This window comes from Microcystis sp. M20BS1, assembly GCF_020245305.1.
Classification (GTDB): domain Bacteria; phylum Cyanobacteriota; class Cyanobacteriia; order Cyanobacteriales; family Microcystaceae; genus Microcystis; species Microcystis ichthyoblabe_A.
Genome location: NZ_JADBUZ010000182.1, coordinates 1 through 19,016 on the forward strand (window position 1 = coordinate 1; position 19,016 = coordinate 19,016).

General features: G+C 45.2%; 14 protein-coding genes and 1 pseudogene. 7 read left to right on the top strand and 8 right to left on the bottom strand.

Annotation, left to right across the window (positions count from 1 at the left end; genetic code table 11):
- From IM507_RS17715 to IM507_RS17745, 7 genes and pseudogenes are all read left to right on the top strand, one after another.
- Nucleotides 1–220: pseudogene (locus IM507_RS17715) on the top strand (hypothetical protein); the annotation flags it as partial.
- A 29-nt stretch (nt 221–249) separates the two neighbouring features.
- A complete protein-coding gene (locus tag IM507_RS17720; protein ID WP_287637423.1) occupies nt 250–504 on the top strand; it encodes a hypothetical protein in 255 nt (84 codons plus the stop codon).
- A gap of 51 nt (nt 505–555) precedes the next feature.
- Nucleotides 556–747, top strand: coding sequence for a hypothetical protein (locus IM507_RS17725; protein WP_287637424.1), 192 nt, complete (start codon nt 556–558; stop codon nt 745–747).
- A gap of 2 nt (nt 748–749) precedes the next feature.
- Nucleotides 750–908: a hypothetical protein gene (locus IM507_RS17730; RefSeq protein ID WP_287637425.1), complete on the top strand. Its 159-nt coding sequence runs from the start codon at nt 750–752 to the stop codon at nt 906–908.
- 180 nt (nt 909–1,088) lie between these two features.
- Nucleotides 1,089–1,487, top strand: coding sequence for a hypothetical protein (locus IM507_RS17735; RefSeq protein ID WP_287637427.1), 399 nt, complete (start codon nt 1,089–1,091; stop codon nt 1,485–1,487).
- A gap of 13 nt (nt 1,488–1,500) precedes the next feature.
- Nucleotides 1,501–1,863, top strand: a complete 363-nt coding sequence (locus IM507_RS17740) for a hypothetical protein (protein ID WP_287637428.1) — start codon at nt 1,501–1,503, stop codon at nt 1,861–1,863.
- 13 nt (nt 1,864–1,876) lie between these two features.
- Nucleotides 1,877–2,290, top strand: coding sequence for a hypothetical protein (locus IM507_RS17745; RefSeq protein ID WP_287637429.1), 414 nt, complete (start codon nt 1,877–1,879; stop codon nt 2,288–2,290).
- A 1,049-nt stretch (nt 2,291–3,339) separates the two neighbouring features.
- Here IM507_RS17745 and IM507_RS17750 read toward each other — a convergent pair.
- From IM507_RS17750 to IM507_RS17785, 8 genes are all read right to left on the bottom strand, one after another.
- Nucleotides 3,340–4,479, bottom strand: a complete 1,140-nt coding sequence (locus IM507_RS17750; RefSeq protein WP_287637430.1) for a hypothetical protein — start codon at nt 4,477–4,479, stop codon at nt 3,340–3,342.
- Nucleotides 4,480–6,121: 1,642 nt separating this feature from the next.
- A complete protein-coding gene (locus IM507_RS17755) occupies nt 6,122–6,946 on the bottom strand; it encodes a baseplate J/gp47 family protein (RefSeq protein ID WP_287637432.1) in 825 nt (274 codons plus the stop codon).
- Nucleotides 6,947–8,032: 1,086 nt separating this feature from the next.
- On the bottom strand, nt 8,033–11,305 hold the full coding sequence (locus IM507_RS17760) for a hypothetical protein (RefSeq protein WP_287637433.1): 3,273 nt from the start codon (nt 11,303–11,305) through the stop codon (nt 8,033–8,035).
- A gap of 1,597 nt (nt 11,306–12,902) precedes the next feature.
- On the bottom strand, nt 12,903–14,096 hold the full coding sequence (locus IM507_RS17765; RefSeq protein ID WP_287637434.1) for a peptidoglycan DD-metalloendopeptidase family protein: 1,194 nt from the start codon (nt 14,094–14,096) through the stop codon (nt 12,903–12,905).
- Nucleotides 14,096–15,661 (bottom strand): hypothetical protein, encoded by a 1,566-nt coding sequence (locus IM507_RS17770; protein ID WP_287637437.1) that lies wholly within the window; start codon nt 15,659–15,661, stop codon nt 14,096–14,098. The genes IM507_RS17765 and IM507_RS17770 overlap by 1 nt, the downstream gene beginning before the upstream one ends.
- Nucleotides 15,661–17,532: a hypothetical protein gene (locus tag IM507_RS17775; RefSeq protein ID WP_287637439.1), complete on the bottom strand. Its 1,872-nt coding sequence runs from the start codon at nt 17,530–17,532 to the stop codon at nt 15,661–15,663. Before IM507_RS17775 ends, IM507_RS17770 begins: the two co-directional genes overlap by 1 nt.
- Before the next feature lie 361 nt (nt 17,533–17,893).
- A complete protein-coding gene (locus tag IM507_RS17780) occupies nt 17,894–18,316 on the bottom strand; it encodes a hypothetical protein (RefSeq protein WP_287637441.1) in 423 nt (140 codons plus the stop codon).
- Between the two features lie 4 nt (nt 18,317–18,320).
- Entirely contained in the window at nt 18,321–18,935 is a 615-nt protein-coding gene (locus IM507_RS17785; RefSeq protein WP_287637443.1) for a phage tail sheath C-terminal domain-containing protein, read from the bottom strand.
- Between the last annotated feature and the right edge of the window lie 81 nt (nt 18,936–19,016).

The window sequence follows — 19,016 nt, forward strand, 5'->3', positions numbered from 1 at the left end:
ATATTCAGATAGTAATGTTTTTTCTGCTGGTGAAGAATTAATTAAAAAAATATATAATACTCAAAGTTTACAGCGCAATACAGAAGATAAGAATTTGGCAGAGACAAAAGACAAGTTACTCCAATTAGTCACTTTGTCTCTTGCTACTATTAGAATAGTTCTTGATAGTGATGGGGTCATACTAAATCCAGTTCTTGATAATTCTAGTAAAATAATGTAAAATTTAAGTAATGAACCAAGGAAGAAATTATGAGTAAATTGCAAGATAAAGTTAACGAATTAGTTAAGTACATTCTTGAGTATGAAACTGATTATTGGAGTAAGTCAGATATTCAATTAACCAAAGAGGAAGCTGAAAACATGGCTGCTATTTTGATTGGCAGTTTAATTGATGACATTGAGGATGCTGACATTGAAGATGCTTATAATGAAATGTATGAACCACCAGATGATCCTGACCCACTTTATATATATGACGTTCAGGCAAGGTGGACAATTAATTGATTTAGTTATCAGTTATCAGTTCAAAAACAACAATAAATCAAGGAGAGAATTATGAAGCTTGTTGCAGCAAACATGGACACTACTACAATTAGTCGTTATGCTAATTTTTACGCAGAACAATATAAAAAGGCTAAACAAGAAGCTGGGGAAAATGTACACAAAAAACGTGACGCTTTAAAAGCAAAAATCAGAGAGTATAATAAAATTTTAGAACAGCGTGGACTTGAAAAAATAGAGGTGTAATCATGGGAAAAGAAACTAAAAAGGTGTGGAAAAACTTATCAAATCAGGATGACATTGATAAGAGCAAGGGACTTATCCGAGAAACGGAAGAACAAGAGTCTGCCAATAGACTTAAGGCGCATTTAGATTATTGCAGGCAAAATTCAAAAAATTGGAGATAGCAGATGCGATACACAATCAGGACAATAGATAAAAGAAACAAATTTTGCAGAATTAGAACATCTATGCACGAAAGCCGATTAATGGCTTATCTAGAAGCTTTAGCCCGCAACGGACATAATAGCATCGTAGTAGAGGAAACAGTAGGTATTTCCTAATAATTTCACCCAACAGGAGAACAAATGGATATACAGCTAGTAGCGGAAAAGCTATTCAATTTCTGTAAAGAAAAATACCCAGACTTAGACTGGAATTTTGATTTTACAGATAATGACTATAAAATCATTCAATGCTTAACTTTTTCTGATGACAACATAGAGATTAAATACGGTATTTGGGCGGGATTAGACGGACAACTTAAGTATGTTGAGTGGCAAGATAACCAAATAGGAAAGTTTAAAATTTGGATAAATCCTCCTACTGAGGACATGAGCTATCGGTATGAAGACTATACAGTTTTTGAGAATCTTGCCTATTATAAACATGAACTATGGAGTGCAGAATATTGGGCATTAGTTAGTCAATACCGAAAAGTAATGCTAGGTATTTTCAATTTTATTGCTAACGAAATTCAAGAATAAACAGGAGTAACAAGTGGACATAAAACAAGTAACAGAGAAAATATTGGAGTTCTGTCACAGAAGTTATCCAAATTTAAGATGGAATCTTGACTCTGAAAATAATACAATTCAGTGTCCACTTTTTCCTGATGAATTAATAATAGAGGTTTTTCTGGATGGACTGCTTAAGTGTGTTTCATGCGAAGCGTATTGTGTAGGTGGATTTGAATTATGGATAAACCCTGACGATAGAGACAATAATCGTTCTTATGAAAATAAGATATTCTTTGATTATATTAGAAAGTCAAAATCTGATTATTTTGATAACAAATACAGAGAAACTCGAAAAGTAATGCTGGACATTTTCACTTTCATTCTTGATGAGATTCAAAAGTAAATAGGAGCAACATATGAACACATGGGAAATAGACGCTTACAAAATGATAGAGGTATTAAAACAAATAGGGGTTTTTTGTGATAATGCCTATAAAATGGCTGATTACTCAAAATGGATTCTTAAGCTAAGGCAAATAGATGTTTTTACCGATTTAGTGCTAGAAGGCTCTATCAATATTCTCTATCCAAACGAGCTAAAAGGAAGATACGATGTTTGGGTTGAGTATCGTTCTAAATCATCTAAAACTTTAGTAGTTAGAGTAGAGGGGACAGCCACTGGGTATGATTGGGTTAAGATAGATTCGATTAAAAAAGAACCAAAAAGTGAAGGAGACAACAAAACCTTAAATATCTTGATTCCAGAAGCGACAAAGATAATGGAGACTATTTTAGGCTTTATTAAAACAACTGAGGCTACAGACACTTGAAACAATAGCAACAAATGAAGAACTTAGAATAGGCAAGAGGTAGTTAAATGTGTGTAATTAATTATCTCTATTTATTTACATCTAATGCAGCATCGCCGGGATAACTCATTGTATCCTGTATGCCCGGTGTTATTTGTTCAGTTGCTAGTCTGAGTGATATCACGGGAGACCTGAGTTTGGTTTGTACAACCTTAATAGATACAACGTCAGAACTATACGCAAGTGCTAGCAATATACTAGATTCTGCCCTATTACTCTCATCAGTATACTGCCGGAGCCTAGACGACCACAATTTATATATAACCCATGTGAATTACTTATTAGGTACACTACGCCTCCAATTGCCAGCGGCCTATCCAACCATACTAAAAATGGCTGCGCCTTAATAGATTCATCGAGGACTACATCACTAGCTGGCTTTGCTCGATTCTCCCTACAACTCACATTAGGCCTGGGGGTTATAGTGCGGGCTGTAGTACTGGTATTATTAGTTATACCGAATACACCATTGTCAGTAGAGTCCCCTATTTTATACGACACTATACAGTGCAGATCCAGTGGGTAGTTAACATTGTATGCCTCAGTCGAATAACCTATATAATTAAACACATAGCCGTTCTGGTCTGGTACACCTGAGTTCAGACGTATCTGTAGTATACCTAGGCCCGCACTAGAGGCACACATATACACAACTCGCTCACCTGTCAAGCTAGGTAGAGCATATGGGTTCTGCACAGGAACAAATGGGCCCGGCGTAGTCTCATTGTGAGGATATACCCCTGCTATGCGTAAATTATTGTCGAATACCACACGAGTCTTACCATCACTAGCAGTAGTTGTAACGGCTCCAGTTATAAGCTCTCGGGAGGGTATACGCGCGTGGAACCCCATAACATTAGGTAATACTTCATTATTAGCAGCACCTAGCGCTGTGTCTAGAAACTCTACTAACTGAGAACGCGTGATATCTATACCGGGACTGGGGCCTGATTTATAACCAAAGTACGTAATGCCGTCTATTGTGTTTATTGGAGTAATCATCGAATTTGTTACAGGGGAGCTATTCCTCGGACTACCACTACTTCGGGGCAGTCATCGTTGGTAATTGATAAAATTACATTATTGAGAGCATCGAAAACGGTAAATTGACATCTATATTTAAGTGGATCGTCTGGGCGAGTTACATCAGTAAACTTAATTGTAAAATCTCTATCGTCCGCATGCCAGCTTATTATACCCATCTGTGCGAGATTAGGAGTAGCAGTAAAATCACTTATGATTGCAGTAGTAATATTATTATTAGTATCCTTGTAAATTATTTTTATAAATACTTCACTGGGGGTTTCGTATAACCCATTTCCGCAGCCATAAAGAGGCGTTAGAAATTCTACTGATTCAATCGTTCCTGTAATTACTGTTGGATATGGATTTGTATAGATAGCATTCCTAATGGTTGGATTACCTAGACAATCAAAGGATTGATAAGTAGATATAGACAGATCTACATCTAAATCACCTGGTTTCACCTCCCACGTAGCTGGATAACCCCCTCCTGAGATAGGAAGAAGATTGGTCGAATAGGATTCTCCCGCAATTTCTTGCCAATTTTCATTGGGGTATCTGTATCTAATCTTTTTCGGCTCCTGACCAGGGCAATATACAGCAGATTGGTTGACTTCAATAATTTTTGCTGGCCTATCAGGTAAAACCCCAGGGCAATATATAGCAGATTGATTGACTTCAATAATTTTTGCTGGCCTATCAGGTAAAACCCCAGGGCAATATATAAACAAGAGTTCAAATGGACAGAAGTCAAATTGACCTGCGAGACAACCATATGACTCTGGTGTCTCACAAATACCAAACCAGTAACAGATATTACACTCCTCGTCATCTGGGACTAGCGCGCCTGCTGCTGGTATATCATCTATAGTGCCAGTCCCCAGTATATTACCCTCTCGTATAACCAGCACGCCGCCAGGAGCAGGATTAATTCTTTCTTCCCATCGTCCTAGTACTCCTACGCGCGCTGATGGGCGGGGCATACCTAGTAGTCCTGTGCCTAGGGTGGTGTTACCGTAAGTAGGTAGATTACCAACTACGTGCAGCGCCTCTCTCCACGCCTCTGTAACATATACTTCTTGATACCCTAATCCCATTAACCAGTTGAGAATACCCGATATAGTCACAGGGACCTTAGTCGGAGCCGTAGGTACTACTAGTGGTTTATTATACGCCGCACTAATTGAGGGTACTATGGCCTCTAGTATGCGGCCTAGATTACCTGATCTAATGGCTGTTTTACTGAATAGGCCAAAGTCTGTAGGTAGAGCCCCTCTTACGCGCGACATTGTCTTATCTATACGATAGAGATAGTTCCTATATAGAGGGCCCAGTTCATCTAGTACTCCTAGGAATGAGGTGCTGGATAGCTCTCTAGCTAGTGATAATCCACACTCTAGCGTAGGATCATTATCTAATATAGCGCGGTATGTAGTATTTAAATTAACATCTCCTACTAACTCTAGTTGGAGTGCTAGGAATGTAGGGCTCACTGTACCTGCTTGTCCTATTATATTAGTCAGGCTCGCCTGCACCTGGCTAGGTGTATCGGCGTAGTTAACTAGCACGCGGCTTATAAGGGCCCCTAGTGTTATATCTATAGCATCAGTGCCCCAGGAAGATGTGTAATAGTAGAGGCGCGCGCTCTCTATTAATCTATGAGCATGGGGTAGGTATGATCTATCTACACGACTATAGGCCAGTATAGCTAGGGCCGCTGTTATCGTACCACTAGCTGTAGGACTATCTAGGCTAAGTGACGTGCTTAGAGGGCGTGCGTCTGTCCAACCAGTAATCATTCTACCGCGGCTATCTATACGACTCACTAGATACTCTGCTAGTGGAGTGACCTTATCTCCGTAGCCCGCAATGCAAAGCGCTAACAGTACAGCAGCGCACGATCTATCTCTTACCTCTCGAGATACGCGTTTATTATTGGGGCCCACCTCTATACAGTCGCTGCAGTTCTCTACTACGCGTATCTCAGTTAATGCCTGTAGTTTCTCTGCCTCGGGGCCGTATATATCGGCCTCAGAGCTCAGACTATACACAAAGCGAGGGATACTCCCTCGTCTGCCCGGTAGACTGCCGGGATCCATTAGTTCTAGTAGGCCCGTGCATGCCCGTCTAACGTATTCACTGACTGTCGCGTCTATTTCAGAACTGCGGTATATTACATTAGCGTCTGGCCGTATAGATGCCCCTACCATACCTATGATAGCCCACGCTAACTCCTCAGTATCTACCGTCTGATTCGCTAGGGAGCGTGCTATGCCTAGCTGCGCGTGAGGAAGGCCTTGTGTCTTGTAGTAGCGTAATAGGAACTCTCCTGCCGTTGGGCTAACGCGCACTACCTCAGCGTACGGCAGACCTGGTATGAGGGGTGTAGTTAGCTCAAGGGTACCTTGCTTCTGTGGATAGAGGGCGTAATTGGAGCGCCCCGGTGTGCCAGTGAGGGGGCACACTACACCCACGTTGATTACAGTAACTCTATTCTCATTATCAACTTTACCCGCTATGAAGAAAGGTTTACCTACTGGGAAGAAACCTTCTGTACCCAGCGGGCCTAGTGCCTGATTGCTCCATATACCTATTCGCTCTACGCATTGCGTAGGGGTACAGTTGATCTCCAGGCAATTGGGATCCGGTGGTAAGTTTATATTATTAATATAGCCTTGTCTATCACTAGCCAGGAATAGCTCTACCTCTCCTATCTCAGGATCAGGTATGCCCCCCGGGATTAGTAGTCGTGATAATCTATAACGATAATTAACCAATTGGAACCACCTCTACACTCTCTAGGACTGGCATAGTATCAACTGGTGCGAGTGGTAATGTACTCAGCACTCGGGCTGCGCTGGCCCCTGAATTTACTAGAGCAAGACCTATACCTCTCGCTGATGGACTAGTGAGAGGAGCTAGGTTTCTGAAGTATTGTCTTATAACTAGACCTGCGTTGACATTACCTGCTACGGCCACACGTACATTATACGGGAATGGCCGTAGTGTCCTGACCCTGAACCCGATGCCTACTGCCTTATTATTCTCTATAACTTTACTTATCTGAAATAATGTGCGCTCATCGCTCGCGTCGGTATAAACAGTTATATAGCCAGGCGTGGGGTCAGAATCAACTATGACTATTCGGCTGAGTGTATTTATCTCGTTAATTATAATCGCGCGTAGAGCTGATAGACTGCTGCTATCTGATAAGTCTAGGTATTCAAAGACGCGTATGCGTAAATCATCGTCACTCTCTCTATCAGTACCATTTACGATATCACCTACGGCCTCATTGAACGGGTTTCTATATAGGCCCACTACGCCAGTAGCACCCGTTACGGGATCGTGCAGTGCGGTGCCAGCTGGTATGACAGCCTCACCTGGCCTCCCTACTGTTACAGCTACGCGTGTCTCGCCACTATTGTTTATGGCCTCACTTAGAATAATAGTTACATTATCAGGTGTCAGCATAACAGTACCCTTTGGTACCGGGCCCAGTACTAGTGCGTAGCCATTAGCTGGTGTGCCCTCTTTTCTAATTATCCCGTATAATAGAGCCATCGCATCTAACTCTACGTCGGTGGCATCCATTATAGTAACGGGCCGTGTTTCCTCATATAAATCTACTATACAGGCAGCTATAGCTCGTAATAGGAAGTAGAGATTACTGAGTGGACTGATGGTACCATTTAGTAATGTCCCCTGCAGTTTTTGCTGGATGGTACTTAATATAGTGTTTAGATTCATAAAAATACCTGTTATGTTTGCCCCTAATAAGGCTTAAGATTAATTGTAACTCGCTCTAGAGAGCGCTTACGAAGGTGTCAATGTAGTTGTGAGAGAGCGGTTATCATTATACACAACGTTAATGCGTACCTCGCGCGGGCCTGTTACCTGGATATCTACATCACGTACACTATACACAGATGGTAAGGCGCGTAGAGCGTTGGCTATAGCTATATCAGCCCTACCTACCCAGTCAAGATTGAGGGGATCAGATAGATAATTATAGAGGGCATTCCCCACGTCAGCGTCGACTAATCGGAAGTCGCTAGTACCAGGTATCCATATAGCTACGTGACCCAATGGAATCTCCAGAGCTCGCCTTACTAGATAGTCTCTTTCGTCTACTAACATTAGATCGCCAGTTGTGCTGAGTAGTATATCTCCGTCTCTCGTCGCTATATCCACAGTTATAAAGCTATAGGGGGATAAATACTATAGGGTAGCCCCACTATCCAGTAGTCGGTGGGCGCCGTTAACGCAATAGAACAATAGCCTCGTCTATTATTTGCCTCTAGTATAAGCGTATAGTAGCCTTGAGTTAATTGATTATCCTTCTTCCATAGGAATAGGGTGCCCCTCTCCCCCTGTTCACTCTCTCGTTTCCATAGGCGCGTACTAGTAGAGCAGGGTATAAGGCGGGGGTTGGGGCTCTCACTATAAAGAATCTCGAGCGTCAGGCTATCTACGCTAGGTAGAGGGGGTGCGTATACTGCTATGCCGTAGCGTATGACTTGTGGGGCGTCTACTGGTGTTATCATCAAAAAATCATAGGTTTGAAACCCCGTCCTTCTAGAACGGCTTTACAATTCGCCAGGAGTTGTAGGCAAGAAACTTACAATCTTCTGGCTTTGCGTTTTGGCAAGCCCCGTCGCTTCAACGCGGGGTTGGTGACTATTTGACTAGGTACGATGATGAGATAAGGGGAATGAGGCGGCCTCCGATAGCAGTACTGGGTATAGTGTATATAGTACCTCTATCATCAATGAGACGGAGATAACCGTACTGACCATCATATATAGCATGGCCTACATTAGTCTCCCAATCATAGTCAGTTATCCTGTAGGTTAGCACTGAGGATGTATAGCTATTATCAATCTGCACTGGGTACAGAGTACTATTATCGTATGTCCAGCTATCTACTATTATTTGTAAGTCATCCTCTCTACCAGGTAGTAACTCTAGTTGGGTATAAAACAGTAATGGATTAGCTAGGCCCCACGTTAATTTAGTATTGATTGATAATATCTGTGTATCTGCTAGAGCTAGTGTAAGACGCGGCAGTCGGAAGCACTCATCTAACCCTAGTCTCCAGCGGCCCTCCAGGAGCTCTACTGTAGTAGGTAGTGGCTCTCGGGGAGTTACGGGATCCTCGTTATCAATAGGCCCCTCAATTAATTTGATGATCTCTTGCTTTAACTCCTCATCTCCATTATTGTATAGATCGATTACGGTATTGGTATACTGAGTTAGACGTGGTAATAGAGATACAGTATCTAGTGTGTCTAATATATCAGTAGTACCAGAGCGGCCCGGTCGATTCCTATTAGGTTGTGTATTGATATTACCTATGGCGGTGATTAGGTCGCGGGCCTGATCTATGATACCTAGACAAGAGATTATATCTATTAGTTGCACTATTTTTTGGATAGGGCTACCGCTTAGCGCGCCTACGATACTGGGCATTAATGCCAGCGACTTACCTAGGGCTAGTCCGGTGCGGCCTATATCAGTTGCTGCCCTGAGGAGAGCTGTATTATTCTCACCTATGATTTGGTTTAGCCCTCCTGATAGTAGGGATCTAATGCCATCACCGCGTATGATACTACCTATGTCCCCGGTGGAGATACTGTTGGCCAGTGTAGCGGCACTTTTATATATACTCTCTCCTAGTTGTTTATAGCGCACAGCATCTTTTAGTAAATCAGAGTTCAGTGTAGTGCCTAATGAACTCATGAGAGAGGTTATCTCCTTATCAACGTCTACGGCTTCGCCATTGGCCAGTCGTTTAGCTAAATTATATACTTTATTAGTTACGTCTGCCCCATCTATACCCAGTGTTCTATTTAGGTTACGACTAATAGAGTTAAGTATTAGGGCCTCTATAGTCTTCTCGTTTAGCTTCTGGCCATTTAATAGTGAGGCCCCCAGCTGTGCTAGTTGAGTGGTGTCTACGTATTGGCTAAGACCTGTGCTCCGGTATAACCGGTCTAATGCAGGTGATACTAAGGAGTATACCCGCGCTAGGTCTGTTGAGTTATCACTTATTCTTAGCCCGCGGGCCGTGGTGTCTAGATCACTTAGTTCTAGGAAACCAATAGATAATAACGATAGGGCGTCCTTAATCTCATTGATTATATAAGTCTTGAGTGAAGGAGAATTAAGAAACAATTGCTTCAATTCTGCGGGCACTAGATCCTGACTGGTCCCACCCTCTAGCATGGCTATGGGATCTATACTATTATTTCTACTGATAGTTAGTACCTGATTGACTAGAGTAGTTACCTGAGTGGCAGATACACTGAGCCCCAATCGTTGTAGACCCTGTCCTACCTTTTGTACCTCTAGTTGCACGTCCCCCGCTATATCTATAAGGGGCGTATTGATAGATATAGTCAACTCTCCTACCGTTTCACCCTCTCGCTCTAGATATACATCACTGGCTACTGATGATACTGCGGCCGGCTCTAGCGCTGCCAACGCTGGTGGATTCTTAGCTGTATCAGTAGCGTTCTTAGCTATGTTCTCCTTACCTGGGTTCTTAGGAGCTACCTTAGAGGCTGATATAGAGCGCCGTATATCCTCTCCTAGTGAGCCTATAGCATCGCCTCCTGGCGTAGTGGCACCCGGTGTAGCGGCACCCGGCGTAGTGGTAGAGTCATTAGGCTGAGTGGGTACTTGAGCGCCATCTGGATCAGACTGCTCTATATCAGACTGAGTTGGTTTATCAGGAGTATTTGTATTTTCAAGTATGTCCCCGCATCCCTTAGGTAAATCAGGTAGTTTAGGGAACTCTGGTATGTGTGGGATGAGGTCGAGGATCAACTCTATCTCATCAGGTATAGGCGGTAGTGTATTGAGAGATATAACTCCGCTTATGGAGAATACAGAACCCGCGCCCTGGAATATGCTGAGCCCCACAGTTATGTGATTGTGAGTTATGCCCTGGAAGGCACTCTTCAGTGCATAGGAGTTCATACCTTCAGGACTGAAGGTCATACCTGATAGACCGCCTCCTGGTATCGATGAGTATATATTGACGCGGCCCACTGGTATCTCAGCTGGCTCCTCTTTATCATCTGCAGCAGGCTCTCCTATAGGTGATGCGGCTGCTATTAGATCTACGTTAGTGGCTCTTGCTACCATCTCGCCATAGCTATAGAGCTTCATTTCGTTTAATGATGTGCTAGTGTGTGTAGTAGCGTAACTCTTGTAATCATTAGAGACCCGCTCCATCTCGCCTAGCGCCGTAGCCTTATCTACTTGGGCTACTGTCTCACTTCTATTTGATAGGCGTAGTCTATTACCTGATCGCTGTAAGTCGTCTCCCTCTATAATTCGAGTACTATCCTTACCCGTTGCGTAGTGGTGGTCGCTAATGTGATTAATGGAGTTCCCGGACTGCACTACATAGTTATCGGTGACGGACTGCATGAAGGGGGCCCGTTGCGTGATATTGGTATCACTCACAAACTGTATGTTATTAGCTACCTGCGTGAGTCTATTGGCAGGGGCAATATTGACATTGCCCTGACTTATATCAGCTAGCTCTGCTCTATCACTAAGGAGTGAGCTCTCCTTGAGCTTACGGATTCCATCTAGTGATTGCTCAGTATTACCATTAACTGCCGTACCTACAGCATTAATATTCTGTTCTGTATTAGACGCTATGCCCTCCCGCAGAACCTGGTTGGCCTGTAGGTTCATGTCTCTTAATTCTAATAGCCCCTCTACTGCCCGTACGGGCTCCACTATAATCTGAGAGCTGATGCGACGAGGTTCGAACGGAGTGGTAGAGGCCGTTGCCTGCCCTAGTGTCTCTGCTGCTTGTTGGTATGCTGTGTTCTTGGATATCTTATTGAGATCACTGAGCGCGGGCCCCAACGTAGGAGTGTTGCGGCCCGCCCCTAGATCTCCTTTCAGTAGTTGATCTTCTATTTTACTCATAGGTCTAGATTCTGTATGGCTCCTCGTTGATTATCTATTTCAGATATGGCTGCTAGGTTATTACCCATTATTACCCAGTGATCTAGCGTAGACCGCCGCAAATACTGCGAGGCGGTATATAGTAGATTACGTACTCGTCCTAGGCGTGTTCTCTCTTCATCATCAGCGAGAACGTATACCTCTACATCGGGTCGAGGAGAATTATAAGCATGTATGTAAGCCAGGTTGGTCATGTGTGCTGCCATAGCCACCAGGTGCGTATTGAGGCCCCCTGGATACGGTAATGAGGTTATGATACTGCTGCTTACCTGCCGTAGTAGGCCGGGCTCTGTAGGTATCAACCACTCTCGTAACTCATCTGGTGGGTCCTGGCTTAGGTCCTCATAGAGATTAAATAACGCTGGGTCTATCTGTCCGTGCCATAGATCCCATAGTAGATCCGGCCCGCCCGGCACCACCCAGTAGCGTTCTAGATAGGGAGCTTCCATATTCTGTATGGCGTTCAGGAAGCCAGCTACGCGAGTTATACCAGTAGGTTGGGATAGAAATGCCTTGAAGAAGCGATGGCTATCTAGTGGTTCCTTTACTCCTAGCGTTGCATAATACTCCTTCCAGTTAGGCTGCATGCCCCATAGAGTACGAGTGGCTTCATATACTAGACGACAGGGGCTGGCATAGTGCATCCTATAGCCCCCCAGTAGTAGGTAATAGCCTATGCTACTAGCAGAGGTCCCCCATACTCGCCTATCAGTTAGTAATAGTGTCTCACTATAGTCATTGGGTGGTAGCCAATTAGGCCTCTCTGCTATACGCCGGTATCTATCTGCGTGTTGCGTAATGACTGTGTAGTCCAGATTACTCGATGTAGGTAGTGATAGTAACAGTATGAGCTGCTCCTCTAGAGAGCGAGTTATATCTCCCCACGTAGGACGGGTACGAGGGGCTGGCACGTTACGCATGATACTGGCTAGTCTCTCGTGAGAGCCCGCTATCAGAATAGATAGATTATTAATAGCCGCTTCATCTATGCGTGTTACAGCATCTGTATTAGCCCCGGGTAATTGAGGTACGGCCTCTAGGTTAATTAGCACGATATACTGCTCCTACTATGCTTTGCACTGACTCCTCCGAGTAGCCGAACCAGCGCGCTAGTTGAGCTGCCACTATTGGTCTATTAGCCGAGTTAGCTAGCATCATAAAGTTGTTAATTAGTGGTGTATCAGGCATTCGCTTTCTTATTAACACCTCGAGACCCTCGGCGTTTACGTTGGGCCTCTCTCTACTATCAGCTCGCATCTGTATGGTCTGTGGCAGTCTTACACCTATAGTAGCTGCATTCAGCGCTAGTACCTGGCCAGGCATCATACGACGGGGGCTATTAACTAACTCTATACCACTCAATAGCCATACAGCATCTAACCAATAAGGCCTGGGTAGTATTACTGTTAGTGCGTAGCCCGCGCGCGCATCACGAGTATCCGCATCGTACGTATATTGTGTTAGGAGCCTGAATTGATTTACGTGAGTACTAATACCGCCCGCGCGGGCTATAGCTCTCTCTATTTCATCCCCATCCCTACTAGTAGTTCTCATTAGTCTATATTAATCCCTTTAATACACTAAGGCGCGGGTCTACTGCATTCAGACCTCCACCTATACCAGATCTTACTCTCCACTCGAAGTGAAGATGAGGGCCAGTGCTACGGCCAGTACTGCCTACTTCGCCTATTACTTGTCCCTGCTGCACTATGTCTCCTAATTTAACAGCAAACTTGCTCATATGCGCGTACCAACTCTGATTGCCCCCTACGTGTTCTAGTTTAACTATATTACCAAATCCATTATTTTCAAATCCGACTGATATCACTTTGCCTGTCATAGTGGCTAATATAGGTGTGCCTATCGGAGCCCCTATGTCTATACCGTTGTGCATCCTACCCCAACGCCAGCCAAACCCACTAGTTAGAGATCCCTTAGAGGGTACTATGCCCCCCCCATAGCCTGGCCTACCGGGTATTACTTGACCTGCTAATGGGCTTACCTCATTAAACTGAAACCCGGGGGCTCCTGCTCCATAGGATAGAGTATTATTAGTCATAGCTCTATTAACCTGAGGTACAGAACCTGTATGAGTAATAGCATCGCGTTGGTTATAGGGCCACTTGAACTCTCCTGTACGGTTGAATACAGCATTAACAAATCCATCTATACCCTCTGCTAGTGTCTGCGCCAACTGTTCAGTAGAATAAGCACTATCGCCCGGTATAGTGGGGGCATTACCCCCACCACCACTCAAAGTAGATGGTGCCGGGCCCTGTCCTCGCCTATAGGCTAGATATTGTTTATATAGAGTATCTAGCGTATTCTCGCCACCTCGTGCCTCTGAGGCCCCCGGTAGACTAGTCCATTGTTTCCGTAGCTTGTTATAGTAGCTTAGTATGTTACCACTCATGACCTCCTCTACCGTAGTACCAGTCTCATCGAGTATTAAATATAGTATGGCTAGATCCTGGTTCAGAGGGCTGAAGTCAGATAGCATTCCCCCAGTCTCTCTATTAATACCATCCCATGTCACATCTAAGATCTGGTACCTACCTGCAGCCGTGGTGTAGTTCCCTCGACTTCCTATTGGGAATCTCTGGCGGGGGTGGTCCTCGTAACTACTGAATTTAGATCCACCGTATAGTGTATTGTAATCGGCCCCCTCAAATTGTCCATCACTGATTACATCCAGGAGGGCCCTAAACTCAGGCCTATTCAGTAGAGGTTGTAGATTCTCTCTATTCCACATTATCTTGGTGCCCCTCCCTTCAGGGATTGTAAAACAGCACGGGCCTTCCCTTCGAAATAGGCATTTTGTGCTGCTGTATCGTTTCCTCTCATTAGGGCCTCTACCTGTGCATTCAATATTCCTACCTCAACTAGCGGTACCCCTCTATTGGGCCCGTATAAGCCGTTGCGGTGATTTCTGGTGAAGGCGCCGAATGTTTGAGCTAGTCTATCCTCGTATGGTAGTATCTCCTTACGGCTAGGTATGACGCCAGTGGCACCCCTATAGTCTCCTGCCGCGCCTGCGTCGAAGTGTATCTCTAGAACACCCGCGCCATTGGTCTTCTCCTGCACGGCTCTATCTAACACTGATTGCCAGGAGGTACCTATTGGTGGTAAGAATATAGATAGTTGGAGACCGTAAGAGGGGGCCAGTCTCTCCATTATCTTGAGGACCTGCTCATTCATCCAACTCTCCGCTGACTGACCTGGGGCCTGGGGTAGAGATGTGCCAGCAGCTCCACTAGTACCTGATTTACCATCGCGGTGGCCGGCTGTTATGAACCAGCGAGTAGGCTCCTTATTAGTAGCACTCTGCCAGTCCTTATCATTCTTACGGCTTTCATTATATGTATCAGATACCTCAGGCCCCCTTTGTGTAGGTATGTCTTGTGCTCTATTCTCAACGCGCGCTATGCCCTCAGCCTGTCGTTGTAGATTCTGGCGGCTAGCCTCTAGGTAGGCCTGACATAACCGCCTCTCCTCTTGTATACGATAGGAAACTGTTATAGCAGTAGTCGTAGATACAGACTCCTCCTCTTGCCCCGCTACCATAGGTGTTATGCCGCTAGGCAGTGACTCCGTGGTAGCCGATGTGGGCCTGATACCCTGCATCCTCTCTAGTCCATCCGCTCGGGCACAGTGCCGTGCTGATAGCTGCAGGAGGTGATTGACACTGCTGCGGCGGTCGCCGTTAGCTACCAGGTAGATGTTACTATCACTGAATAGTATATTCTCTCCGCTTGTATAGAGAGAACGGGTGCCTGCGTCATTGCGTATCTCTATAACGCCAGGGCGGGGCTGTTTATCATAGGCCTCTGCTAGTGAGCCATAATCAGGGCTATCATATGCCGTATCCAGTGAATTGATGCCTGTTACGTGGAAGAAAGCATTGGGCTGTGTTATGCGATTAGGATGCCCTAGTGGTTGGTTGAATGTCTGACCCTCGGGGCCGCGCTGATTAGGCTCCTGTAAATCACCATCTACGTATAGCTTATCGTAGTTACCCTCTGAGGTATATCCGCCTAGGATGAAGGCATCCTCCATCTTCCCATCATTGAAGCCCACTATGACTGGCTGTCCTATCTCGAGTGGGTTGTATACGCCTAGCCCATTATGACCAAAGGGGCCGCTCATCCTAACGTTATCCAGGATCATACCCTTCAATAGGCGCACCGAGCAGAAATTACCTAGGCGGCCCTCCCTAGTGATACTATGGACTATGCCGCGCTGTATGCCCCACTGGCTCTTACTGTACTTATAGGAATGGGGCTCAGAGTATAGGCTCCCATTGTTATTAGCAAACATTAATCAGCGCTTCCTTGAATAGTAGTAGTGTAATCTCTGTGTGTTAACTTATGACGAATCGAGCGTACTTTGTACTTCGGTAGTACCGCGTTAGCTAGATCAGCGTCTACATTGCTGACTATGCGGCCACTATTAGGATCAGCATAGTTATCATCAGTGGCATTGACGTGGGCCCCTACGTACCGTGTTAGTATATCACTGCCATCAGGAAAGGGCACGGCCCGCGCCGAGGGGCTACTTGCTATGTGTTCTCGCATGCGCGCTGATAGTTCACTCAACTTCTTCTTAGTAGCGTGCATGGTACTCTCCTCTGCTATAGAGTCGTATGCTGATATAATCTGCCTATCGTGTATCAATGTATTATACACCTGAAACATCTCATTCGGATACCAGGTGGGGTCCCCTACTATCGTGATTTGTATCGCGCTAATATCTCTACTGGTACGGCGGGCCATGCCTAAACCAACTAATAAAGCCCCTGTCTCTTTACTGATGCCTGCGTCAGTATAGGCGCTTAGGTTCTTATCCTCAACAACAGTGGCTCTACATGCAATAGGAGGATTTCTATTAGCGTACTTATAGGGCGTGGCCTGTAATGTAACCTCAATGGCATCATTGAATGAATCAGATGCGCCATTACCTCCATCATCAGTTACTATAAAGCGGTTAGTTGTGGCTATACTACTACTTACTACCCGCATGGAGAGTATGCGCTGTCTTTCATCAGGACATATGTTAAGGCCCGCCGGTAGGCTGCGGAAGAAATAGGTCCTATACAACCTATTGGGATCTTGGAAGCCGCTAGTATCGCCACTATTAGGTGCTATTATAAAATCACCATTGATATGGCTGAATGAGGCGTCTACTACGCGCTCCTCCTTGAGTAGAAACGCTGCTTGTATTATATCAGCGGGGCTCTCATTAATAAAGTTGAATACCCCGCGGTTCTGTCCCTGCTCGATAGGCGGGCGCTGTAACCATATATGAGTACGGGGGTTACCCCCTGGGCTCATAGGCGTGAACATAGCAGCCCGTGTCCAACGGGGCGCATCTACTAGCTCTTCGCCTGGCGTGAGCTTATTCATGTCCTGTATGATCTTAACCTCAGAATTACTCGCATCTCCAGCTATTAGTTTATTAGCGAATAAGTATTCTATCTTACCATCTGCGCCTATGTCGTAGCCGCGTACAGTCATACCCTCCTTGAACTCCTTCCAGCAGCTGGCTACCTGCGGGCCGCTCTCTGTTTCAATAGGGGAGTAACCTACTGCAAAGTTCAGTATCTTACGCAGTATGAGGGCTCTATCGCCCTTCTGTTCCGGTGTGGGGGCACTGAATAAGGTATCTGGGTTAGATAGAACACGTGTGTTGTGTAGTAGCCTCATACGATCTTGACACGATAGCACTACCTGCACACCTGTATTAGCATCAGCCGTTACCTCTACCTTCTCAATGAAGCCCCAGAATACAGGGAATAGAGTAGCGCCCTCCTTCGGTTTCATATCTGTATCTGGTATAGGAAATGGTATATCAGATAGATTACTGATATCCAGTACCTGCTTATCTGACCCTACCATCCCCATGTAAATTCGTATCTCATCCTCCTCGCTGAGGTAGGGGTAGCGCCCGCCCCTGTACTTACTAACATCAGGTAGCGCTGGTAGTAATCCTGGTGTATCTGGTACGGTTAGCGTTACGCGAGCTCTATTTATATTCCAGTTATCGGCGTTGATTATAACATCTACGGCGCGTACAGTCCAGCGACTCTTGTTTATATCTGTAGCGCATGTCTGAGTGCCAAATAGTATAGGTTGTATATCATCAACAGCTGTGGCCAGCGTTATTACTGCAGCAGGTGTCTTAGGACGCATAATTAATAAAAAGGGGACTCAGGAAATCCTGGGTCCCATAAGCGGAGAGAATGTGGGATTATTGTGTAATACTATTCCCAAACGATGAAGAAGAACTTCCCACAGATATAGGACGAGTACTGTTTTTGAACTGCTGAACAGATTCAGGAATATACCGAATACCTTCAGCTACACCCTCCCAACGTTGTGCAGGTACGCGACGACCAGGCATGAAGCCGACGCTGTAATTATCTACCTTGCATCTAGTTATTTCATATCTGAACTTCGCCCTACGATTACGACTAGCAGCACTATTAGTAGGGAACTCTATGCCGCTCTGATTATCGCCATTAGAAGCGATATTCCAGAAGTCGAGGGATCCTCATCTACGGCTATCTGCTCCGCTACGAGTTAGGTTATTGGTGAGACCACCATTAGTTACTAACTCAGACGCATTAGCATCGAAGGTAATCTGGAACCGGGGGCTCCGACCTAGTACTTGATCACGACCAATTTCATTAGTGCCGAACGTGCGGCCCATAAATTCACCATCAACTAAACCTTGTTCTAGTACCCACGCGATGTTATATTCCCCGTCTAGATAGACAGGTACGCGTTGGCCTAATTCTAAATAGGTCTCAGTCGAATTTCTAATACTGAGCGTCAGGGACTGGAACTTACCGAACCAGGCAACCTGTCCGCTACTAGTGTCATTAACCCAGACCTCGAAATCAAACCCACTAAAGGGATCGAGACCAAAGTTATTGACAGCAGGAGTGAGGAAAAGAGCATCTTTAGATGACATTATATTACTCGCCTAAGGGACTGGTTTCTGTGTCGCGGCTAATCGTCACGTAGATGTAATCCGCGCTATAAAGGGGCTGGAATTGTAAACTAACGTATAGTTCGCGGCTAAAGTAAGAGGCTGTGCTATTATTGCTGCTATCGATGATGGCGGGTCGGAAGTTAACAATGCTGCCATTCCGCTTGAGCTCGCCCATAAAGGCATTAAGAGCAGCGGCTATCTGATTACGGACTAGACGACTATTAGGCATAGCCACATAATTCCGTAGGATAGCGTATGCCCCCTGCCTAACAACGTCGTGAGCCCGGCGTAGATATATACGCTCCCATGCAGGATCAGTAGATAGTGTAACACCACTAGCAAAGCGGTATGTACGGTCAACTGTATCCAGACTCAGTACCTCTAACCGCGCAGCTGAATAGATATCCTGATTGCTGCGGCTGGCATAGTTATCCGTATCAGACTCTATGACGTTAAGGAGGGGCCCGACAATAGACCGCGCTGCAGGGCTGACAAAGAAGTCAATAGCAGCTAATTTACCTGCGTAAACAGCAGCACCAGGTACGCCATAGCGACTACTATTAGGTTGACCAGCGTACGTAAACCAGCCTGCTACCATAACCGCACGGGTGGAGTTAAATCCACGTGTAACACTGGCAGACAGAGTAGGGGTAGTGCGCGGAGGAGCAGCTAATACTGC